At 37.7% G+C, this 18821-nt stretch carries 16 protein-coding genes and 2 pseudogenes; 5 read left to right on the forward strand and 13 right to left on the reverse strand.

The features are described from left to right. Nucleotides 1–32 precede the first annotated feature (32 nt). Entirely contained in the window at nucleotides 33–1022 is a 990-nt protein-coding gene (gene mgrA, locus ACQ86H_RS16600; protein WP_431291789.1) for an L-glyceraldehyde 3-phosphate reductase, read from the forward strand. A gap of 811 nt (nucleotides 1023–1833) precedes the next feature. Further along, entirely contained in the window at nucleotides 1834–2775 is a 942-nt protein-coding gene (locus tag ACQ86H_RS16605; RefSeq protein ID WP_431291790.1) for a cation diffusion facilitator family transporter, read from the forward strand. A 203-nt stretch (nucleotides 2776–2978) separates the two neighbouring features. Here ACQ86H_RS16605 and ACQ86H_RS16610 read toward each other — a convergent pair whose 3' ends face one another. From ACQ86H_RS16610 to ACQ86H_RS16625, 4 genes and pseudogenes are all read right to left on the reverse strand, one after another. Beyond that, nucleotides 2979–3908 (reverse strand): NADP-dependent oxidoreductase, encoded by a 930-nt coding sequence (locus tag ACQ86H_RS16610; RefSeq protein ID WP_431291791.1) that lies wholly within the window; start codon nucleotides 3906–3908, stop codon nucleotides 2979–2981. 11 nt (nucleotides 3909–3919) lie between these two features. Beyond that, a pseudogene (locus tag ACQ86H_RS16615) lies at nucleotides 3920–5292 on the reverse strand (NAD-dependent succinate-semialdehyde dehydrogenase). Between the two features lie 53 nt (nucleotides 5293–5345). Beyond that, entirely contained in the window at nucleotides 5346–6491 is a 1146-nt protein-coding gene (locus ACQ86H_RS16620) for an ATP-binding protein (protein ID WP_431291792.1), read from the reverse strand. Nucleotides 6492–6597: 106 nt separating this feature from the next. Next, on the reverse strand, nucleotides 6598–7683 hold the full coding sequence (locus tag ACQ86H_RS16625; RefSeq protein ID WP_431291793.1) for a DUF3095 family protein: 1086 nt from the start codon (nucleotides 7681–7683) through the stop codon (nucleotides 6598–6600). Between the two features lie 240 nt (nucleotides 7684–7923). Here ACQ86H_RS16625 and ACQ86H_RS16630 point away from each other — a divergent pair, with 240 nt between their 5' ends. Beyond that, nucleotides 7924–10422 (forward strand): TonB-dependent siderophore receptor, encoded by a 2499-nt coding sequence (locus tag ACQ86H_RS16630; RefSeq protein ID WP_431291794.1) that lies wholly within the window; start codon nucleotides 7924–7926, stop codon nucleotides 10420–10422. Between the two features lie 56 nt (nucleotides 10423–10478). Here ACQ86H_RS16630 and ACQ86H_RS16635 read toward each other — a convergent pair whose 3' ends face one another. The 7 genes and pseudogenes from ACQ86H_RS16635 to ACQ86H_RS16665 all read right to left on the reverse strand — a co-directional run bounded on the left by ACQ86H_RS16635 (nucleotide 10479) and on the right by ACQ86H_RS16665 (nucleotide 16234). Beyond that, a complete protein-coding gene (locus ACQ86H_RS16635) occupies nucleotides 10479–10973 on the reverse strand; it encodes an RICIN domain-containing protein (RefSeq protein WP_431291795.1) in 495 nt (164 codons plus the stop codon). 37 nt (nucleotides 10974–11010) lie between these two features. Beyond that, a complete protein-coding gene (locus tag ACQ86H_RS16640; protein WP_138823745.1) occupies nucleotides 11011–11208 on the reverse strand; it encodes a hypothetical protein in 198 nt (65 codons plus the stop codon). A 483-nt stretch (nucleotides 11209–11691) separates the two neighbouring features. Then, nucleotides 11692–11988, reverse strand: coding sequence for a Dabb family protein (locus tag ACQ86H_RS16645; RefSeq protein WP_138823743.1), 297 nt, complete (start codon nucleotides 11986–11988; stop codon nucleotides 11692–11694). A 50-nt stretch (nucleotides 11989–12038) separates the two neighbouring features. Beyond that, a pseudogene (ligD, locus tag ACQ86H_RS16650) lies at nucleotides 12039–14733 on the reverse strand (DNA ligase D). Nucleotides 14734–14742: 9 nt separating this feature from the next. Continuing rightward, the gene (locus ACQ86H_RS16655; protein ID WP_431291796.1) at nucleotides 14743–14916 is read right to left on the reverse strand and encodes a DUF3606 domain-containing protein; all 174 of its coding nucleotides are present in this window, start codon (nucleotides 14914–14916) and stop codon (nucleotides 14743–14745) included. Between the two features lie 108 nt (nucleotides 14917–15024). Further along, nucleotides 15025–15600 (reverse strand): hypothetical protein, encoded by a 576-nt coding sequence (locus ACQ86H_RS16660; protein ID WP_431291797.1) that lies wholly within the window; start codon nucleotides 15598–15600, stop codon nucleotides 15025–15027. After that, complete coding sequence (locus ACQ86H_RS16665; RefSeq protein WP_431291798.1) at nucleotides 15581–16234, reverse strand: glycosyltransferase family 87 protein; 654 nt, start codon at nucleotides 16232–16234, stop codon at nucleotides 15581–15583. Before ACQ86H_RS16665 ends, ACQ86H_RS16660 begins: the two co-directional genes overlap by 20 nt. Nucleotides 16235–16518: 284 nt before the next feature. Between ACQ86H_RS16665 and ACQ86H_RS16670 the strand changes: the two genes are divergently transcribed. Then, nucleotides 16519–16740, forward strand: a complete 222-nt coding sequence (locus ACQ86H_RS16670; protein ID WP_138823735.1) for a DUF3606 domain-containing protein — start codon at nucleotides 16519–16521, stop codon at nucleotides 16738–16740. 8 nt (nucleotides 16741–16748) lie between these two features. Next, nucleotides 16749–16952 (forward strand): hypothetical protein, encoded by a 204-nt coding sequence (locus tag ACQ86H_RS16675; RefSeq protein ID WP_138823734.1) that lies wholly within the window; start codon nucleotides 16749–16751, stop codon nucleotides 16950–16952. Between the two features lie 3 nt (nucleotides 16953–16955). Here the strand turns inward: ACQ86H_RS16675 and ACQ86H_RS16680 are convergent, their stop codons facing one another. Further along, nucleotides 16956–18050 carry a serine hydrolase domain-containing protein gene (locus ACQ86H_RS16680; protein ID WP_431295418.1) on the reverse strand — a complete coding sequence of 365 codons (1095 nt, stop codon included), beginning with the start codon at nucleotides 18048–18050 and terminating at the stop codon, nucleotides 16956–16958. Nucleotides 18051–18168: 118 nt separating this feature from the next. Next, on the reverse strand, nucleotides 18169–18630 hold the full coding sequence (locus ACQ86H_RS16685) for a VOC family protein (protein ID WP_431291799.1): 462 nt from the start codon (nucleotides 18628–18630) through the stop codon (nucleotides 18169–18171). Nucleotides 18631–18821 lie beyond the last annotated feature (191 nt).

The raw sequence follows: 18821 nt of genomic DNA on the forward strand, positions 1-18821 counted from the left end.
CTGATTATTATTGTGGCAATCAAACCACAAATATGAACGAGATTATCTCAACAGATCGTTACGACCAAATGCTATATCGCCGTTGCGGAAACAGTGGCTTAAAATTGCCCGCAATATCTTTGGGTTTATGGCATAATTTCGGATATGTAAATGTTTTTGAAAACAGCAAAAACCTTATCTACGCTGCTTTTAACAATGGAATTACTCACTTTGATTTAGCCAATAATTACGGTCCGCTCCCTGGTTCGGCTGAAGAAGTTTTCGGGAAAATTCTTCATGAAAATTTTAAGGGCTACCGTGACGAAATGATTATTTCAAGCAAAGCGGGATATACCATGTGGGATGGTCCGTACGGTGACTGGGGATCAAAAAAATACCTGGTATCGAGTTTGGATCAAAGCTTAAAACGCATGAAACTGGATTATGTTGATATTTTTTACCACCACCGTCCTGATCCAGAAACTCCGCTTGAAGAAACCATGGCGGCATTAAGCTTAATGGTTCAACAAGGAAAGGCTTTATACGTAGGCATATCAAATTACCAGGCGGAAGATGCTGCAAAAGCCATTAAAATTTTAAAAGATAACGGTACTCCGTGTTTAATCCACCAGCCGAAATATTCTATGTTTGAACGTTGGGTAGAAAATGGTTTACTTGATGTTTTGGAGCAAAATGGTATAGGCTGTATTCCATTTTCGCCATTGGCGCAAGGTTTACTTACCGATAAATATTTACACGGTATCCCTGCCGATTCGCGGGTGGCTACCAGTGGTGTTTTCTTAAATGAGAGCAATATCACCCCGGAGAGAATAGAAGTAATCGGCAAATTAAATGAAGTGGCAAAAGCACGTGGCCAAAAATTGGCACAGATGGCTTTATCATGGATTTTAAAAGATAACCGCATTACAACGGTATTGATAGGTGCCAGTAAACCAGAACAAATTGCTGATTCAATTAAAGCTTTAGATAATATCAAATTCAGTGAAACTGAAATCAAGTTAATTGATGAGATTTTAGGTTAAAAATTCCAAAAATAGCCGTCATCCCGATCCGATAGCTACCGGATGAATCATCACGCAATGGAGAGATCTTTGAACTTTGTTAAAAGATTTCTCCATTGCAGTCGAAATGACGGTCCTGTTTATTTGTACTGGTCAAGACCAATCAAATAACGCCGTTTAAGAGTTAAAAAATCGTCATTCCCGCGAAGGCCTATCGTGTGTACACATCTTTTAAGTATTTTTAGGCGTTTTGCTAACTAACTTTAATAAAGCACGGATTATAACCAAGGACGCTGTCAATCCCAAGAGCCGGGGAAATCAAAAAACAGGTGCACAACAGTAAAAATGGCAGTAATAAACCTGAAACGCAGTGGTTTTGTGTTCATAACCGATAATTTAATTTTTTAAAAAATATAGAACACAAACCCCGCAGGGCTCAATCAGACCAAAGAAAACACACACAATACCTGATTAAACGAAGTGTCACTGTTTTTTTGATGCGCATGAGATTGTGTAAAAGGCTCATTGCTGGATCCGATAGCCATCGGATGACAAAGCACTTTGGGTACTTTGGCGCTCCAAAATGCGCAGCATTCTTGAACACAGCTAAAAACAACATTAACTGTGAAAAACTACCATGCCCCGCGGCATAGAGCGATAGAAGAATGTTATAATTAATTGTGTCCACACGATAGGCGAAGGCGGGAATCTTAAAGCGTATTGCATTAAGATTCCCAATTGAATTGGGAATACAGCATCTTTTCATCGCTCGTTATAAAACCAAATCACATTAAAACCGTTTAAGAAATGAATCCTTTACATTCCTTAATCTATGGCAAGAGCCAACAATTCTATTTACAGCGCATTAGCGGCCAATTTATTAATTGCAGTAACTAAATTCATTGCAGGGGCATTTACCAACAGTTCATCAATGATTGCCGAAGGCATTCACTCTACGGTTGACACCAGCAACCAGCTTTTATTGCTGTATGGCTTAAAAAGAAGTGTAAAACCACCTGATAAGTCACGGCCATTTGGCTACGGTAAAGAGCTGTATTTCTGGTCGTTCATTGTATCCATCATGATTTTTGGTTTAGGTGGTGTAGTATCTATTTCGCAAGGGATTGCGCATATCCGCCATCCTGAAGTTTTGGGAAATCCAACCTGGAATTATGTGGTATTGGGATTATCTTTCTTATTCGAGGGCGCTTCTTTAATCATTGCAATGAAAGAATTTAACAAAACACGTAAAGGTTTGCCCTGGTGGAAAGCCATTATTAAAAGCAAAGATCCCTCTGGCTTTTTAGTATTATTTGAGGATGGCGCAGCCGTTTTAGGATTATTGATTGTTTTTATATTTATGGTGTTAAGCCACAACTTAAACCTTCCGTTTTTAGATGGACTGGCTTCTGTTTTAGTAGGTACACTCTTAATCTTTGTATCTTTTATACTGGCCAGGGAAAGCCGTAGTTTATTAATGGGCGAAGGCTTAACGCCAGAAACACAGCAGAAGATAAAAGAACTGGCAGAAAATGATCAGGATGTAATTACGGTAACGAGCATATTATCCCAATATCAATCGCCAAAGGAAGTATTGCTGGTGCTCATTCTTACATTTAAAGCAGAATTAAACACTACCAATTTAACCAATGCGATTGACAGGCTGAGGGATAAAATAAAATCAGAATATAATGTGATCAAGTTTGTGATTATCCAGCCACAGTCTGTTGATGTAGCGGAAAATGATTTTAGCAAGGATATTTATATAAAATAATCATTGTTTTTTACCGAAAGTCGCTGAGCGAGTAGCAAAACACGTGAAAAGAGTTACAGGTTCTTTTTCACCATTAAGCTGTTAAGATCATTAAGATTTAGAGTCTGAATATTATCGTCCTTCTGAATAAATTCAGAAGGACGATAACAATATGAATTATTATTTCTTCGGACCTCTAACATCCGACTTCGGACTTCCCTACCCTAAATTACCTGCAATACAATTTTTCCTCTTGTATGTCCCTGCTCGCTTTCGGTTTGAGCTTGTCTGGCGCTGGTAAAAGGCAAAACTTTTTCTATGATAGGTTTAACTTTACCAGAATCGATCAAAGTGGCAATTTCAGCCAGTTGATCGGGAATTGATTGTGTAGTAAAACCGATAAGATGAACATTTTTCACTTTCGCTTCTGCCACAAACTCTGGCATTAGGGTGGTGATTACCCTTCCCCCGTCTTTTAATATATTTAACGATTTGAGTTGCGTTTCTCCGCCAATAGTATCTAAAACCAAGTCAACATCACTTAAAGCGGTCTCAAAATCTTCCATTTTATAATCGATTACCTCATCGGCTCCTAAACGCTTCAAAAAATCGATGTTAGCACTTGAGGCTGTGCCAATTACATAAGCTCCTTTCCATTTTGCAAATTGTACGGCGTATGTTCCTACCCCACCGGCTGCTGCGTGAATCAGTACTTTTTGTCCTGCTTTTAACAAACCGTGGTCGAATAATGCTTGCCATGCTGTTAAACCTGCCAGGGGTACCGCAGCAGCTTCAGTATATCCAATACTGGTAGGTTTAATGCTGATGATGTTGGCTTTAACCACAATGTATTCAGCATAAGCACCATTTTTTGTCGGATCGGGCCTACCATACACCTCATCTCCCTTTCTAAAAGCACTTACTTTTTCGCCTAATGCCTCAATTGTGCCAGAAACATCCCAACCCAAAGTTAAAGGTAGCTTTACCGGAAATTTCTCTTTCCTTTGTCCCTCTCTAATTTTCCAGTCTACCGGATTTACACTGGTTGCATGCACTTTAATCAATACTTCATCTGGTGCTGGCTGGGGAACTGGTATTTCATCTATAGATAAAACTTCTGGTCCGCCAAATTCGTGGATTCTAACTGCTTTCATATAGGATATTATTATTTGATGTACACGGTTTTGATATTCACGAACTCATGAATACCGAACATACTTAATTCACGGCCGTAACCGGACTGGTTGATGCCTCCAAAAGGCAAAGCGGGATCTGATTTAACCCCCTCATTTACAAAACAAGATCCTGCTTCAAGTTTATTCCGGGCAATGTCTTCTGCTAATGCTGCATTTTCGGTAAAAACGGCTGCGCCCAGTCCAAAATTGGTATCATTGGCGATGCGGATGGCATCTTCAGTATCGTCTGCGGAGATAATTGCGGCCACCGGACCGAATATTTCTTCATCATAAGCCAATATGCCTTTTTTTACATGGGTTAATATGGTGGGTTGGTAATAGGCATGATCACCTTCCATACCGGGGATTTCGCCACCTAGAACACATTTTGCACCCTGTTCGATACTCTTTAAAACCTGCTGATGCAACTCATCGCGAAGGTCTGCCCTCGCCATTGGTCCTAAATCAGTATCGCTCTGCAATGGATCGCCAGTTTTTTTACTTTCCATTTCGGCTTTAAAAAATTTTGTAAACTGTTCTTCAACTGTTTTTACCACAATGAAACGTTTTGCAGCAATGCAGCTTTGCCCGTTATTAATTAACCTGGCTTCTGCACATATTTTGGCGGTCTTTTTTAAATCAGCATCTTCCAAAATCACATAAGGATCGCTCCCACCAAGTTCCAATACTGTTTTTTTGATCAGTTTCCCTGCTTGTTCGGCTACTTTTTTACCGGCTTCAGTGCTTCCTGTAAGGGTTATGGCTTTGATGTGGGGGTTTTCGATTACTTTTGAAATGGCTTTACTATTGCAGATCAGCGTTTTAAAAACATTTGCAGGAAAGCCGGCATCTTCAATTACTTTTTCTATTTCTATAGCGCAGCCTGTAACGCCTGATGAGTGTTTTAAAACACCGCAATTACCGGCCATTAATGCCGGCGCCAAAAAGCGGAACACTTGCCAAAAGGGAAGTTCCAGGGCATAATAGCCAATACCACACCGATAGGCTGGAAGCTCACGTAACTTTTGGATGCGCTGGTTTTTATGGTTTGATCAGCCAAAAATTCAGCACCATTTTTAGCATAGTATTCACAAACAGAGGCACATTTAACAACTTCAGCAACACCAGCTTTTAGCGGTTTCCCCATTTCTAGCGACATAAGTCCGGCCAACTGATCTTTACGTTCGATTAATAGTTTCGAAACCTGCAGCAATAGTTTCGAGCGGCTTTGATAATCGGTTTCCCTGTAACTTAACCACGCTTGATGTACCTGATCGATTTTCTGACCGATTAACGCTTCAGTATCTTCCTGATAGGTTTTTATAATTTCCCCGTTTACAGGGTTTATAGATGAAATGCTCATTTAACAGTAACAAATAAGCATTTAAGATTGTGTTTTTTATTTGAATATATCAGCTAAGGAACAAGTGGAATATCAAAATGGAAGGTAGAACCTTCGCCATACTTACTTTCTACCCATATTTTCCCGTTATGGAGGTTAATAATCTCTGCGCTGAGGTATAAACCTATCCCAAAACCTGAAATGGTTTTAGTTTGGTGGCTTTCTACACGGTAAAACCGATAAAAGATTTTTTCCAGATCATGGGCCTGAATGCCAATGCCATGATCCGTTACAGAAACATTCATTTCATTCTCTCTGCTTGCAGATTGAATCAAAACGGTACTATTCTGATCAGAATATTTTACCGCATTGCTAATTAAATTTGAAATTACAGAGCCAATTTTATCTTTATCTGCGTAAATTAATTTAGAATCTCCCCCTTTAAAATCAATCTGATTAGTCGGATATACTAAACTTAAATCTTCAACAAGGTCGTGAATTAGTTTATTCAGATCAAAATATGATAGGTTCAATTGAATTTCTCCTGATTCTAAACGCGATACATTTAAAAAAGAGCTGATTAATGTGCTCATTTTCCGGATCTGCTTTTGCACCTTAGCTAAAGTATTTGCGATAAAAGCATCTGTTAAACTTCGACTCTGCATTAACTGTAAGTAAGCACTGATAGAAGTTAATGGCGTTTTCAGCTCATGGCTTACCATACTGATAAAATCATTCTTTTGCTGTTCTTCCTTTATGCCGATTAAAATCTGTTCCTGATCCAGCGCTTCCCGCTGCAGTTCTGTTTCCTTGATCGCTTTTTTTGCCTTCATAATATCAGTAACATCGCTCGCGGTATGAAGAATACAATATGGCATTCCTGAATCGTCCTTAATGGCCCGGTATTCGTAGGTATAATAAGCGGTCTGTAACTTACCATCTCTCATCGTTTCGGCAGGGATAGCATCACCACTATCCGTAATGCCTGTTAGCAATACATTTTTCAGCATATTAATAAAAGGCTGCCCCTTTAACTCAGGTACGGCATCTTCCAGGCGTTTGCCAATAATAGAGCGGTCTTTACCCCAAAAAGAAATCATGGCATCGTTGGCCATTTCGATTACGATTTGTTCTGACGTGTATATGGCTGTTGCATCTTTAGATAGGAAAAGAACCTCTAAAAGTTGATCGTTACTTAAAACCTTTGAATAACTTTCCATATTTACGGTAGACTATGCTGATATCTTGATTAATCGAATTAGACTAAGTATCATACAAGTAGCCTTCACAAATGTTTGGGGTAGTTTGTTAAATTGTTGACTTTTATCACTCAACATTAAATTTATGGCTTATTTTTTGTTTAAGGATCCCTGCGGCCCGGGTATATCCTCCATCCGCTCCATCAACAAAATGAATATGGTCGTCTTCCAGGTCCCTTACATAACAAGACATCACCGATTCGCCACTTACGTAAAAAGCATACAAAATTTCATTATTTTTTTCAAGCTGGTTAAGGACTTGCGCTAATGCCAAACGTTGTTTTGCGGTACCGGTAATTACTGTATTTATCCTGCCATCTATTACCAGTGTATCCGACATTTCGACAAGTTGCTTCAGGTATTTTTTACCACGGTCTGTTCGGAAATAAATATATCCATAGATATTGATGAACCATGACTTAACAAGTTCAAAAAGTTTGATCTTCCCTAAACGGTGTTTCATTTCCTGGCCCAGACTGTTAAAACTTGTCCTGAATATCAGTTTAGAAACCGAAATCGGCTGGCGTTTTTCAGGAGAGCCGTAAATCTGATCGAGGTGATGAATCACCTTGCTGAATACATCCGCCTGTTGCCCGTAATCCTGGGCAATTACGATAAGGGTTACAATTTCTTCACTATTCTCTGGTGGTTCAATTTTATCCCATCGACATTGCATGCCGCTTAAATCAATTTCATCACTGACAGTATCGTGGCCCGATAACAGGTAATCTTCTCCTTTGATCAATTTTTCGGCGTAGGCCAAGCCATCTCCTAAAACAATTGGTATAGAAAATGTTTCAGCGCTAGCAAACTTACACATCTGAAGGTTATGTCCCCTGGCATAAATTTCTGCAACAGGTACAATTCCAACCCTTAAATCGATCTTAAAATTTTCGCTGGTGTTATTCTTATATTTCAGTAACGATTTCATCACGCCGTCTACAATTCGAGGTGGAACGATAAAGGTTGCTCCATCACCCCCAAAGAAAAATGGCACCGTAATATTGGCTTTAAAAGCAGTATTGAGCACTGCAACAATACTCCCTGTTGCAATAAGATTTACATTTTCGTACAAACCTGCATTAACGGCAGCTGTAGAACTTTTAATATCAGTAATGATTACATGCCAATCTGAAGGTATTTGCTTAAACAAATGCTTTTTAACCAATAGCTGGTATAAAGGAATTTTATTAGTTGAAAGATTGGAATAAAAATGATCCTGGTTACTTGGCATAGTTCTGATACAACAGTTCTAATATACGTATTAGGAGATGATATATATTTCAAAAATATTCACAGAATCACTAATCTTATTTAGAACGAATAAAAATAATTTTGCTATTATGCTTATTAAACAGTTCCTTTGCGCCAACTAAGAATTAATCTAAATAAAATGAATAAAAAATTTACTATTCTTTTAAATATTATAGCTCTTTTTCTGTTTTTAGCAGGGAATACAATGGCACAAATCAAAAATGGATCTGTTTCGGGTTCGGTTAAAACAAGCGATGGCAATCCAGCTGTGTATGTAAATGTTGATTTAAAAAACACAGGTAAAAAGACACAAACTGATGAGAAAGGTAACTTTATCATCAAAAATATAACACCTGGTACTTATACGATTAAAACATCTGCTATTGGTGTTTCAGCTCAGGAAAAATCAATTACTGTTATTGCCGGTCAGACTGTAAATGCAGATTTCGCCATAGCAGAATCTTCCTCACAATTAAATGAAGTAGCCATTAACGGTTATAAAACCCCCAATCGAAAGCCAGTTAACCTAGGTAAAATTGCAATTGCTCCTATGGATCTTCCGCAGGCCGTACAAATTATCGGGAACCAGGTAATTACCGATCAACAGGCAAACCGCTTAAGTGATGTATTAAAAAATGTAAATGGCGTTGCTTTTGGCGAAAACCGCGGATCGGTAAGTGGCGAAACATTCTTTGCCCGTGGCTATAGCCTGGGCGCCAACAACGTTTTCAAAAATGGATCACGTGCTACAAGCGGCGGCATGCCCGAAACCAGTACTTTAGAATCGGTTGAGGTTTTAAAAGGAAGTGCAGCCTTACTTTATGGCGGCGTAAGTGGCGGTGCTGTAGTGAATATGGTAACGAAAAAACCTAAATTCGAATATGGTGGAGAAGTTTCGATGCGTGCAGGTAGCTACGATATGTATAAACCAACCGCAGATATTTATGGCCCGATCACTAAAAATTTGGCCTTTCGATTAATCGGTACTTATGAAGATGCGGCCAGCTTTAGAAACAGTGTAACCTCAAACAGGGTTTATGTGAATCCATCTTTGCTCTATAAAATTAGCGAGAAAACAGACATCTTGTTACAAGGTGATTATTTAAAAAGCAACATGACACCAGATTTTGGTATCGGTACGGTGGAGAACCAGATTGCAGACATAGGCCGTAAGGCTTTTGTGAATGCGCCTTGGGCCTACAATAAAACGAATACCGCTACTACACAATTAAACCTTAACCATAAATTTAATGATAACTGGAAGTTGAATATATTGGCCAACCTACAATCTTACAACCGTAATTATTTCAGTGCAGAACGTCCATTTGCAGATACAAAAGCAGCCAATCCGCTTCCATATGGCCTTGCTTTACGTAATGTTACCCGTTCTAAAACAAAAGAATTTACTTACAATGAGCAGGTTAACTTAAATGGTTACTTTAAAACCGGTAACATAACCCATACGTTATTAGTTGGTGCCGATGCAGATCAATCACGCACAACGAGTGGTGGATTTACTTACAATAATAACTTAACTACCTTTAACTATGGTACCGTTAACCTGCTTGATCCATCAACTTATTTCGGATCGGGTATTGAGCCAAACGTAAACACTGTTTCAGAAACTTTTGCACCGTTATATCGTATGGGGACTTTTGTTCAAGATTTGATCTCGGTTACAGACAAATTTAAAGTACTTGCAGGTGTTCGTTATACCTTTCAAAAAACGCCTCGAACGGTTACCACAAACCTGGCCACTGGCATACAAACTTTAAGCGTAAACAGTTTAAACAAATCTAAAGTAGAAAGTGCTTTCACCCCAAAACTTGGTTTAATTTACCAACCATTGAAAACGACATCAGTTTATGCAAGTTATTCGAGCAATTTTGTTCAAAATACAGGAACTGACATTAACTTAGCACCATTAGATCCTTCAACTTTGCAACAATATGAAGCTGGTGTTAAAAATGATTTATTTAAAGGCAGGTTATCAGTTAACCTAACCTGGTATAGAATTGCCAATGACAAATATGCACAACAGGCCCTTATTAATGCTCAGGGTGCACCAAATGGTGATGCAAACATCAAGGAACTTAATGGAAAATCGTTAAGCGATGGTTTAGAGTTAGATATTACAGGTACAATTGTAAAAGGCCTGAATTTTATTGCAGGTTATAGTTATAACTTTATTCGTTATACCGAAACCCGTGATAGAACAGTTTTAAAAATAGCAGCTCCAACACAAACCGATCCTAATGCCACCAAAGATGTTATAGTGGGTGGTGTGATAGAAGGACAAAGATTAGTAGGTTCTACCAAAAACACTGCAAACGGAACTTTATTTTATACTTTTCAGGAAGGAAGTGTTAAAGGCTTAAAGCTTGGTGCATCTGCTTATTATACAGGTTCGCGTAACGGTGGTTACAATGACACCAAGGTACAAACTTATAGCAGGTTAATTCCTTTAACTGCGTTTACCACATTCGATTTATCTGCCGGCTACAACTGGAAAAAGCTTTCATTATTGGCTAAAATTTCGAACATTACGAATGAGTTAAATTACTTTGTACATGAGAACTACAGTGTTAACCCAATTCCTCCACGTCAGTTTATGACTACATTAGCTTATAAATTTTAAGCAAAAGCGCTTATCAACAAAAAGCTCCAGTTTTAGTGATATGGAGCTTTTTGCATTTACATCGTAGGTGCTTGCTCATATATCGTCCATTGCTGTTCCTTGGTTTTCGTTTTCTTTGCCAGGATAATGGCTGAATTTGTAGTTACTTTTTTATCCTCTGGCGTGAGGTAAAGATCGGTTCCTTTGAGTTTTATGAAATAAGTATGTTTTCCGGCAGGCTCGAATTCGTATTGCTGAATATCGCTGCCCAGGGTTAAAGGCTGTTCCTCTAAAATTTGATCATTAGGTTTTGGCTGAAAAGTTTTTCCGGTAAAGAGATTTTTTAACTGATAAGTATTCCCCTCAATAGCAATAAAATTCCAGGTCATGCATTTCCAGTTCTGCGGTTGGTAAGCTACCAGTGGTGTTCCATTTTTACCGCTGGCATCTTTTACGCGCAACAGCATGCCGGTAAGCACATTTTTGATGGCGAAATTACCCTTAATGGCTTGAGCCAAAACAACTTGATTAACAAGCAATAAAAAAAACAATGCTATAAGATATCTTCTCATAACATAAATATAATCAATTTGTTAAACCTGGAAAGAATTAAAGAATAATCAATATGGTACCCGATTTTAGCAGTTTAAAGTAATAATGATATTCACCATGACGGTTTATCTTTTCAATTTCACAAACCTTACCCGATTTACCATATTCATCAGATAAAAAATCACCAATTTTAATGCTATCCAACTGATTTATATTAATTGATGCTCTTTTAATAAGTTTAGCTGTTTTTTCCATAATGATCGCGGTTTAAAACACTTACGCAATCAAAAACACTTTGGTTTTTCAGCATTACAAATTCTTTATAAATAAGTATATAAAATTGTATTTTTAATTAGTGATATACGATTTCATAAACCAGTTGGGCAGAGCACATTTCTTTATAAAACTGTTTAGCCAGCAAGCCAATGTCATTAAGTTAAGGTTTTTAGCCACGGATGTACACAGATAAACATGGATTTTCACATTTGTGTGCATCCTTTTTATCTGTGGTTAAATTATTTCCATCTGTGCCAATGGGCTTACCTTAATCACATTGAGCCACAGGGCACGCTGAATAAAGCACAGCATATACTTAAGGCTTTTCTGTATCTTTCATTACATTTTATCCGATGCCCCCGAATGAAGGTAATGACTGTTCTATAACAATGTGCTATTCAGAAATCCATTAGAAATCAAAACCTAAAAAAATGCCTCCGGTTTATCGGAGGCATGAAATCTTTATTCTGCGTCGTAAATGACAACTTTTTCGAAATAAACCCTGAATTCATCCAGGAAAGCTTTATGCAATGGATGAACCTGGTAAACATCATGCGCAGCCAAATCTTCAAATAATAATAGCAAGCTAAAAGTATAAGTAGTATCTACAACGGCACGCTCAATCGGGGCTGGTACGCCAATATGAAAAGTTTTAACAACTTCAATGTTTTCTAATGTTTGTAAGCCATTGCGAAAGGCAGTTTTTTGCTCGTCAGTGGTATCGGTTTTAAGCCAGAATAAAACGTGGTGTGCTATCATTATTTTAATTTTTTTCAAATATAATCAAAGCGGGAAAAGATCATTCATCTTTATCCAAAAACACTTTTGGCCTTATTTATGGCTTTTTTTAAGTCTATACCTTTACCTAAAACCCCTTTAAACAAGTCTCCTTCAACTTTTAAACGATCTATCGCATTAAAAATATTGAAATCTTTCATCTTCAAACCAGGTTTTACTTCATCCCAATGCAAAGGCATGGAAACGGTTGCCCCCACTTTTGGCCGTAAAGAGTATGGTCCGGCGATGGTTGCCCCTGGCCTGTTCTGCAAAAAGTCGAGATACATTTTTCCTTTTCTTGCAGCTACCATTCGCTCTAATGAAGTATAGTCAGGAATCTGTTTATGTACCAGATTTACAACGATTTTAGCGAACATCTGACTCTGATCGTAATCGTATTTGGCATTTAAAGGAATGTAAATGTGCATGCCTGTTGAGCCTGAAGTTTTGCAGTAACTGGGTACTTCAATTGCATCAAGCACTTTTTTGGTTTCGAGGGCAGCTTCAACCACCTGATCAAAAGAGTGTTTATCCGGATCGAGATCGATGACGCAATAATCAGGATTATCAGGGTGTTGCACACGGCTAAACCAGGGGTTCATTTCAATACAGCCCAAACTGGCCATCCATAATAAAGAAGCCTCATCCGTACCTACCAGGTATTCCTTTTTCTCCCCTTCGCCATTTTCGTACGGAAAAGTTTCTGTCCAATCTGGTGCCTTTCCTTTTACATCTTTCTGGTAAAAACTTGGCCCGTGGATTCCTCCGGGGAAACGGTTAAGCGATTGTGGCCGGTCTTTAAGATAAGGTAAAATATAATCAGCAACCTGGTAATAGTAATTAAACATATCCCTTTTGGTTACTTTATCCTCTGGCCAATACACTTTGCTCAAATTGGTAAATTTAAGTTCGTGGCCTTTAATTTTTCTTACCTGTGTTTCATCTTTAGGGTTTAATAAGGTTTTGGGTTCTTTTCCTTTGGGCGGTTTAATAGCATGGGCATGCTCCTCTTTTTCTTTCACCTTACCAACAACCTTTTGAGTAGGTTTTTCCTCTTCCCGAACCACTTCTTTCGCTTTTTTATCCTCCCTCATCCCCTGAAAGGAAGGGTGACGGAAAACACCATCTTCGGTTACTTCAGTAAAAGCGACTTCGCAAACCAACTGCGGCTTTAACCAGGTGGCTTTTGCCTTCGGTGGATTTGGTCTGAAACGGGATGGTTTATTTACATCGGGAATACTTTCAAAAGGGCTTTTAGCTATTATAATAGGCTTAAACTGCTCCATCATTGTTTTTTGCAGTTTATCGGAAAACCCGGTACCAACTTTACCTACATACTGCAATTTTCCTTTTTCATATAAGCCCAGTAAAAGGGAGCTGAAAGATTTGGAGGTATCAGCGTTTTTGGTAAAACCGGCTATAACAACCTCCTGGCGTTTGTGCACTTTAATTTTCAACCACTCTTTCGATCTTCGGTCGGGAGCGTAGGTGCTATCCATTTTTTAGCGATGATGCCTTCCAACCCCATCCTTTGTGCGGCATCAAAAAATCGACACCACTGGCTTTGAAAACTTTACCTAAACGCACACGGTCATCATCTGTAGGCAAAATATCATTTAAAATGGCCTGGCGCTCATTAAGCGGCATTTCCATCAGGTTTTTGCCCTCATACCAAAGGATATCGAAAACATAAAAAACAAGTTCACCATCTGCCTCACTTCGCCAGTTTTGTAATGAACCGAAATTGGATATGCCTTTATCATTTAACACTAAAATTTCACCATCCAAAACGGCATTGATTTTCCATTCTTTAAGCAGATCGTAAATAGGATAAAACTTTTCGTTAAATGATTTATTGTTCCTCGAAAAGAGCTCCACTTTTCCTTTGTTGATAAAAGCCAAAGCCCGGTATCCATCCCATTTTACTTCGTATTGCCAGTTTGGATCATCGAATGGCTCATCCACCAACGTAGCCAACATGGGTTTTATGTTTTTAGGCATAGCCGATTTTGGCGCTTTTTTCAGGATGGCTTTCACATCAATGCTTTTATCATCCCCTACTGGTTTTGTTTGTTTTTTAACCTTCGGCCCGGGATTTTTTCTTTCGGGCTTTATTTTTTGCTCTTTTCCTTCTTTCCAAACCTTATCTGATGTTTTTTCCATCTTTTCGATAGTTTTTCCGGAAAGAACCGATTTATCTTCCTTGGTTATATCTTTTGTGGAGGCATAATCATCTTTATGTTTAATGAGCAGCCAGCCATTTTCGCCCATTCCATGCGTTTTAACCAGCGCAAATTCGCCCTGAAGTTTTTCTCCGTTCAATTTAATTTTTAACGAACCTTCTTTTAACTGTTTTAAAAGATGCTTTTCCTGTGCTTTTTTGCCGTTTATAGCCTCAATTGGTTCGTAGGTACCTTCATCCCATACAATTACAGTTCCACCACCATATTCGCCTTGCGGAATAATGCCTTCAAAATCTTTATAATCGTAAGGATGGTCTTCTACCATCATGGCCAAACGTTTGGTTTTGGGATCGGTTGACGGACCTTTTGGTACGGCCCAGCTTTTTAAAACGCCTTCCATTTCAAGTCTGAAATCATAGTGCAGGCGTGATGCATCATGCTTTTGGATCACAAAGTGCAACTTGTTCGGATCGCTGCTTTCACCTGATTTGGGCTCTGCCGTTTTTGAGAAATCGCGCTTGGCAACATATTTTTCCAGACTCATAATCAATGTTTATTTTTTTAAAAAATCTTCTACTGCATGGGCAGAAGTACCCACCGTTTGCACAGCTGCTTTTAGCTTATCTTTGCTCACGCCAAATTTATTTGACCAATAATCCAGCTCATAACCCTCGTTAATGTTGATCCTACCGCGATCAGCACCCCCGTTTTTTTGTTTATCATCCATAATAATTTTTGATTAGATTGCTATAAAACAGCCTGATAACAAAAAAGGTTTTAACATCTGTTTTTATAAACGGGTATTAAAACCTTTAAAAAAATAAAATTTTAAAATTTAATCTATTAGCACAGTAACCATTTCCGACTCTGTTTCTTCTGCATAGGCGAACCTGTTTTTAGTGGCGGTATAAACAACCCTTAACCACACCAGAAAATAAGGCAGGCTGATAATAGCCAAAAATAACGGGTGCGATTTCGCAAATACCGGAAATAATAATAGAGGGAAATTACACGTAATTAGAAGTAAAATGGGCAATAATACCTTTTTCATAGCCGCGTTACTTTCTTTCACATACCATACACCTACCCCAACAATAGAAATAATGAATGTACAGTCTTCCGCTCCAGTGCTGAATAATACTGGAAAAATCAATACCGATGACAGGATCATCAATTGGAATCTGCATTTTTTAAAACGCGATATATTTATAAATGGCAACATAAATAATACGGCACCAAGGATCAGGAATAGAAAATTCGGTATTTTCTTTTCACCAAAAAGCTCCCTAAAGAAACCCATAATGGAAATATCGATCCCTCCGCCTAACACGTTGACCATGTTTTTATCTATTAAAGAGTTTTTCCAATCTACATAACAGTGAACCACATAATCAGGAGACGCTAAAAGCATGGGCAATAAGAATAATATTATCGACCACATAATCAACCATAAGGTAAAAGCCGGCTTTTTTTGGCAAAAAAGAAAAAACCAGGCCTACAATACCGTAAAGTTTGATAAAAGTACCAAGTACAATGCAAAGTGCCGACCATATCCCTTTATTTTTATTCACCAGCGTATAACTCAATATCATCAGTGCACCTGCACCAGCATTAAACTGTTGGTTAAGCATAGATTCTATCAAACAGGGAATGGCAATATATCCAATAATTATTTTTTGATCTTCAGTTAATGGCAAAGTTTGTATAGCCTTAAAAAGCAGGAAACAGTTAAACAGGTTCCATAACAATAATCCTATCCAGTTATGGAAGATTGCAAATGGAGCAATTAACATACTAAAAATGGGACCATAATGATTCGCATCATCATGATAAGCCGGATAAACAGCATAGAGCGAATGCTCGTGCAGTAAGTTTCTAAATGTATTCTCGAAAATCAGGTAATTATTGTAACGATGTGTTGCCCACGAATCTATTACAAAAATCAGGGTAATCAGTACCCAAAGAAATAATACAAACCGGTTATCCTGATAATATTTTCGACTTGGATACAGACTTTGATTATTGGCTAGAAAATAATTAAGCATTGTAAAAATTATATTACAATACAATAATAAAAATGTAATTCAACAAAACCTAATGTTTTTGTAAAGAAAATATTACTAATTTCTTCAAATTAGTCTATACTCGCTATTTATATGCTGAAATTAAGCGTTTAGATTGTTTTTAAAGCAAAAAATCATCGCCATTTATGTAATTTTTCATTTGTTCAACAGGTATGTTACTTTATCTGAGAATTTACTGACAAAACTGCAAAACCAAAAGTAATTTATTAGTGTTTCTTAAATATTACTAACCAAAAATTCATAAGATGGAATATCAATTAAATTCGATGAATGCGAGGAAAGAATTTATCGAAATCGCAGACGAACAAGACCGCAATTATTGGGCAGCCCGTTTAGGGGTAACAGGTGAGCAACTAAAATCAGTTGTTAAAGCCATTCAGAGTATGGAATTTTCAATATTGAAAGAATATTTAATGATGGAGAAAATTAAATCCGGAAGTACTTATCAAAGGTTTGCGAATCAATAATGGAGAAGATGGATTACGAGATTAACGAAAACAGAAATTTAGTAAAAACAGATGATCACACAATTACCGATTGTTCACATCTGATAGATTTGGCACCTGTAAAAAATGTTTTTGACGGTAAAGTGAAAGGAACTAATATCAATCATCCCAAAGCCTGTATTAAAATTTTAACAACCTTTTCGAATAAAAATGGTCTGGCAAACTTGCTTTAAATCTTATTTAAGAAAAGATTGGTACAAACTGTTAATAGCGGCGCGACTGAAATCGGGGAAACCATCGGTATAAGTTGCATTTATTCCATTGGTGATGATTACAAATCCAAATTTTTCTTTGGGATTGAAAAACATGGTACTATATAAGCCATAAGCAGAGCCAGTATGTCCTTTAAGTTTAACCCCGGGTATCAGGTGATCTGCAGTTCTGATGGCCAAGCCATATCCTTCATCATCAGTTAAGGCAGTTTGCATTTTTTTAGCGCTATTTTTACTTATAATTTTAACGCCATTCGAGGTGCCGTAATTCATGTGCATGATCATGTATTTAGCTAAATCTTTAGCAGAAATTTTCATCCCTCCTGTTGGCGAAAAAACCGGTGTACTATAACCCATCACATAATTTGCAATTTCGGCTCTCCTTGGAGCATAAGCGGTTGGCGAAGAACTAAAAGATTTTGTATCAGCATGATATTCATACAGGCTTACAAAACGGGTACTATCAAGAGAATCGACACAATAACCAGCATAAAGGCCTAAAGGTTTCAGAACATGGTTTTTCACATAGTTATCAAAACGTTCTCCTGATTTTTTCTCAATGATGGTGCCGATCAGGTTAAAATTGAGATTACAATAATCAAATTTGCTTCCTGGCGGATAATTATTATAACATTTGGCCCAATCGGGGTTTTTATCCGGATTAATTACATCGAGGTTCAAATAGCCCTGCGAATCATTTAAACCGGAGGTATGCGACAAGGCCATTTTTAAGGTAATTTTCTGATCAGGAAATTTTGGATTCCTGATTTTAAAACCTACCAGATCACCGAAATCATCATCTAAATGAATTTTTCCCGCTTCTACCAATTGCATGATTGATGTTGCCGAAAAAGATTTAGAAATCGAAGCGATCCTAAAAATATCCCGGTCGGTTAGAGGCAGTTTTTTCTCTAAATCTTTTAAACCAAACGAATGGGTATAAATAATCTGGCCATCTTTTACTACAGCTACTGAAGCGCCAATAGCACTGTATTTCTCCATAACCTGCTGAAAATCGGCTTCGGCTTTTTCATTTTGGGCATTTGACTGTTGCGTTATCCCAAAAGTAAAAGAAGTACAAGAAGATGCTTAAGGCAAGATATTTTCATGAGTTTATCAGGGCTAAGCACTAAATATAAGTGATGAGACCAAACAAAGTTAATACGTAGTAAAAAATTTACTTCGCGTCGTTTACTTCAAGCCAATGACCGTCCGGATCTTTGAAATAAATCTGTTTTACACCATCAACTCGAAGAGTAATGCCTTTTTCTTTGCCTGCCCAATCTTCAAAACTGATGTTTTTAGCATTCAGTTTCATTACAAAATCGTCAACCGATGGAACACTGAAACATAAATGCCCGTTTTTATCAAAAGTTTCATTTCCTTTTGCCCCCTGGATTAAATGCAACTGTCCGGCTGGCCCTAAGGTAAACCAGGTATGGCGGTTATCTTTAAAAGGTTCAGGAATCATTTTAAGGTTGAAAACACTTTCGTAAAAAATAGTGGCTTTACTCAGATCGCTTACATAAACAGCGATATGATTTAAAACTGCAGGTACATCTTCGGTTTTATTTTGCGCCATGGCTTTTTGAAATAGGATAGAAAATAAAATAATGCTGGTTAGGAAGACTTTTTTCATGCTTAAATATCCTATTTATAAAGGAATATTTTGGAAAAAAGATGAAAAGTTATTTAAAAAAGAAAAATCGTGATCTCGACTGAAGCGCAGCGTAATGGAGAGATCTTCGAACCAAGTTATTGAAATCAAATTTAAAGATTTATCGGCTGCGCTCGAAATGACGGCCCTTCTAAATCTATTATTAATTTAAT

It is taken from the genome of Pedobacter sp. P26, from assembly GCF_050632135.1.
Taxonomy (GTDB): Bacteria; Bacteroidota; Bacteroidia; order Sphingobacteriales; family Sphingobacteriaceae; genus Pedobacter.

Bases quoted from the DNA above. Each gene is read 5' to 3' on its own strand.
- mgrA (WP_431291789.1), top strand. From the start codon at position 33: ATGAACGAGATTATCTCAACAGATCGTTACGACCAAATGCTATATCGC.
- ACQ86H_RS16605 (WP_431291790.1), top strand. From the start codon at position 1,834: ATGGCAAGAGCCAACAATTCTATTTACAGCGCATTAGCGGCCAATTTA.
- ACQ86H_RS16610 (WP_431291791.1), bottom strand. From the start codon at position 3,908: ATGAAAGCAGTTAGAATCCACGAATTTGGCGGACCAGAAGTTTTATCT.
- ACQ86H_RS16620 (WP_431291792.1), bottom strand. From the start codon at position 6,491: ATGGAAAGTTATTCAAAGGTTTTAAGTAACGATCAACTTTTAGAGGTT.
- ACQ86H_RS16630 (WP_431291794.1), top strand. From the start codon at position 7,924: ATGAATAAAAAATTTACTATTCTTTTAAATATTATAGCTCTTTTTCTG.
- ACQ86H_RS16635 (WP_431291795.1), bottom strand. From the start codon at position 10,973: ATGAGAAGATATCTTATAGCATTGTTTTTTTTATTGCTTGTTAATCAA.
- ACQ86H_RS16640 (WP_138823745.1), bottom strand. From the start codon at position 11,208: ATGGAAAAAACAGCTAAACTTATTAAAAGAGCATCAATTAATATAAAT.
- ACQ86H_RS16645 (WP_138823743.1), bottom strand. From the start codon at position 11,988: ATGATAGCACACCACGTTTTATTCTGGCTTAAAACCGATACCACTGAC.
- ACQ86H_RS16655 (WP_431291796.1), bottom strand. From the start codon at position 14,916: ATGGATGATAAACAAAAAAACGGGGGTGCTGATCGCGGTAGGATCAAC.
- ACQ86H_RS16660 (WP_431291797.1), bottom strand. From the start codon at position 15,600: ATGCTTTTAGCGTCTCCTGATTATGTGGTTCACTGTTATGTAGATTGG.
- ACQ86H_RS16665 (WP_431291798.1), bottom strand. From the start codon at position 16,234: ATGCTTAATTATTTTCTAGCCAATAATCAAAGTCTGTATCCAAGTCGA.
- ACQ86H_RS16670 (WP_138823735.1), top strand. From the start codon at position 16,519: ATGGAATATCAATTAAATTCGATGAATGCGAGGAAAGAATTTATCGAA.
- ACQ86H_RS16675 (WP_138823734.1), top strand. From the start codon at position 16,749: ATGGATTACGAGATTAACGAAAACAGAAATTTAGTAAAAACAGATGAT.
- ACQ86H_RS16685 (WP_431291799.1), bottom strand. From the start codon at position 18,630: ATGAAAAAAGTCTTCCTAACCAGCATTATTTTATTTTCTATCCTATTT.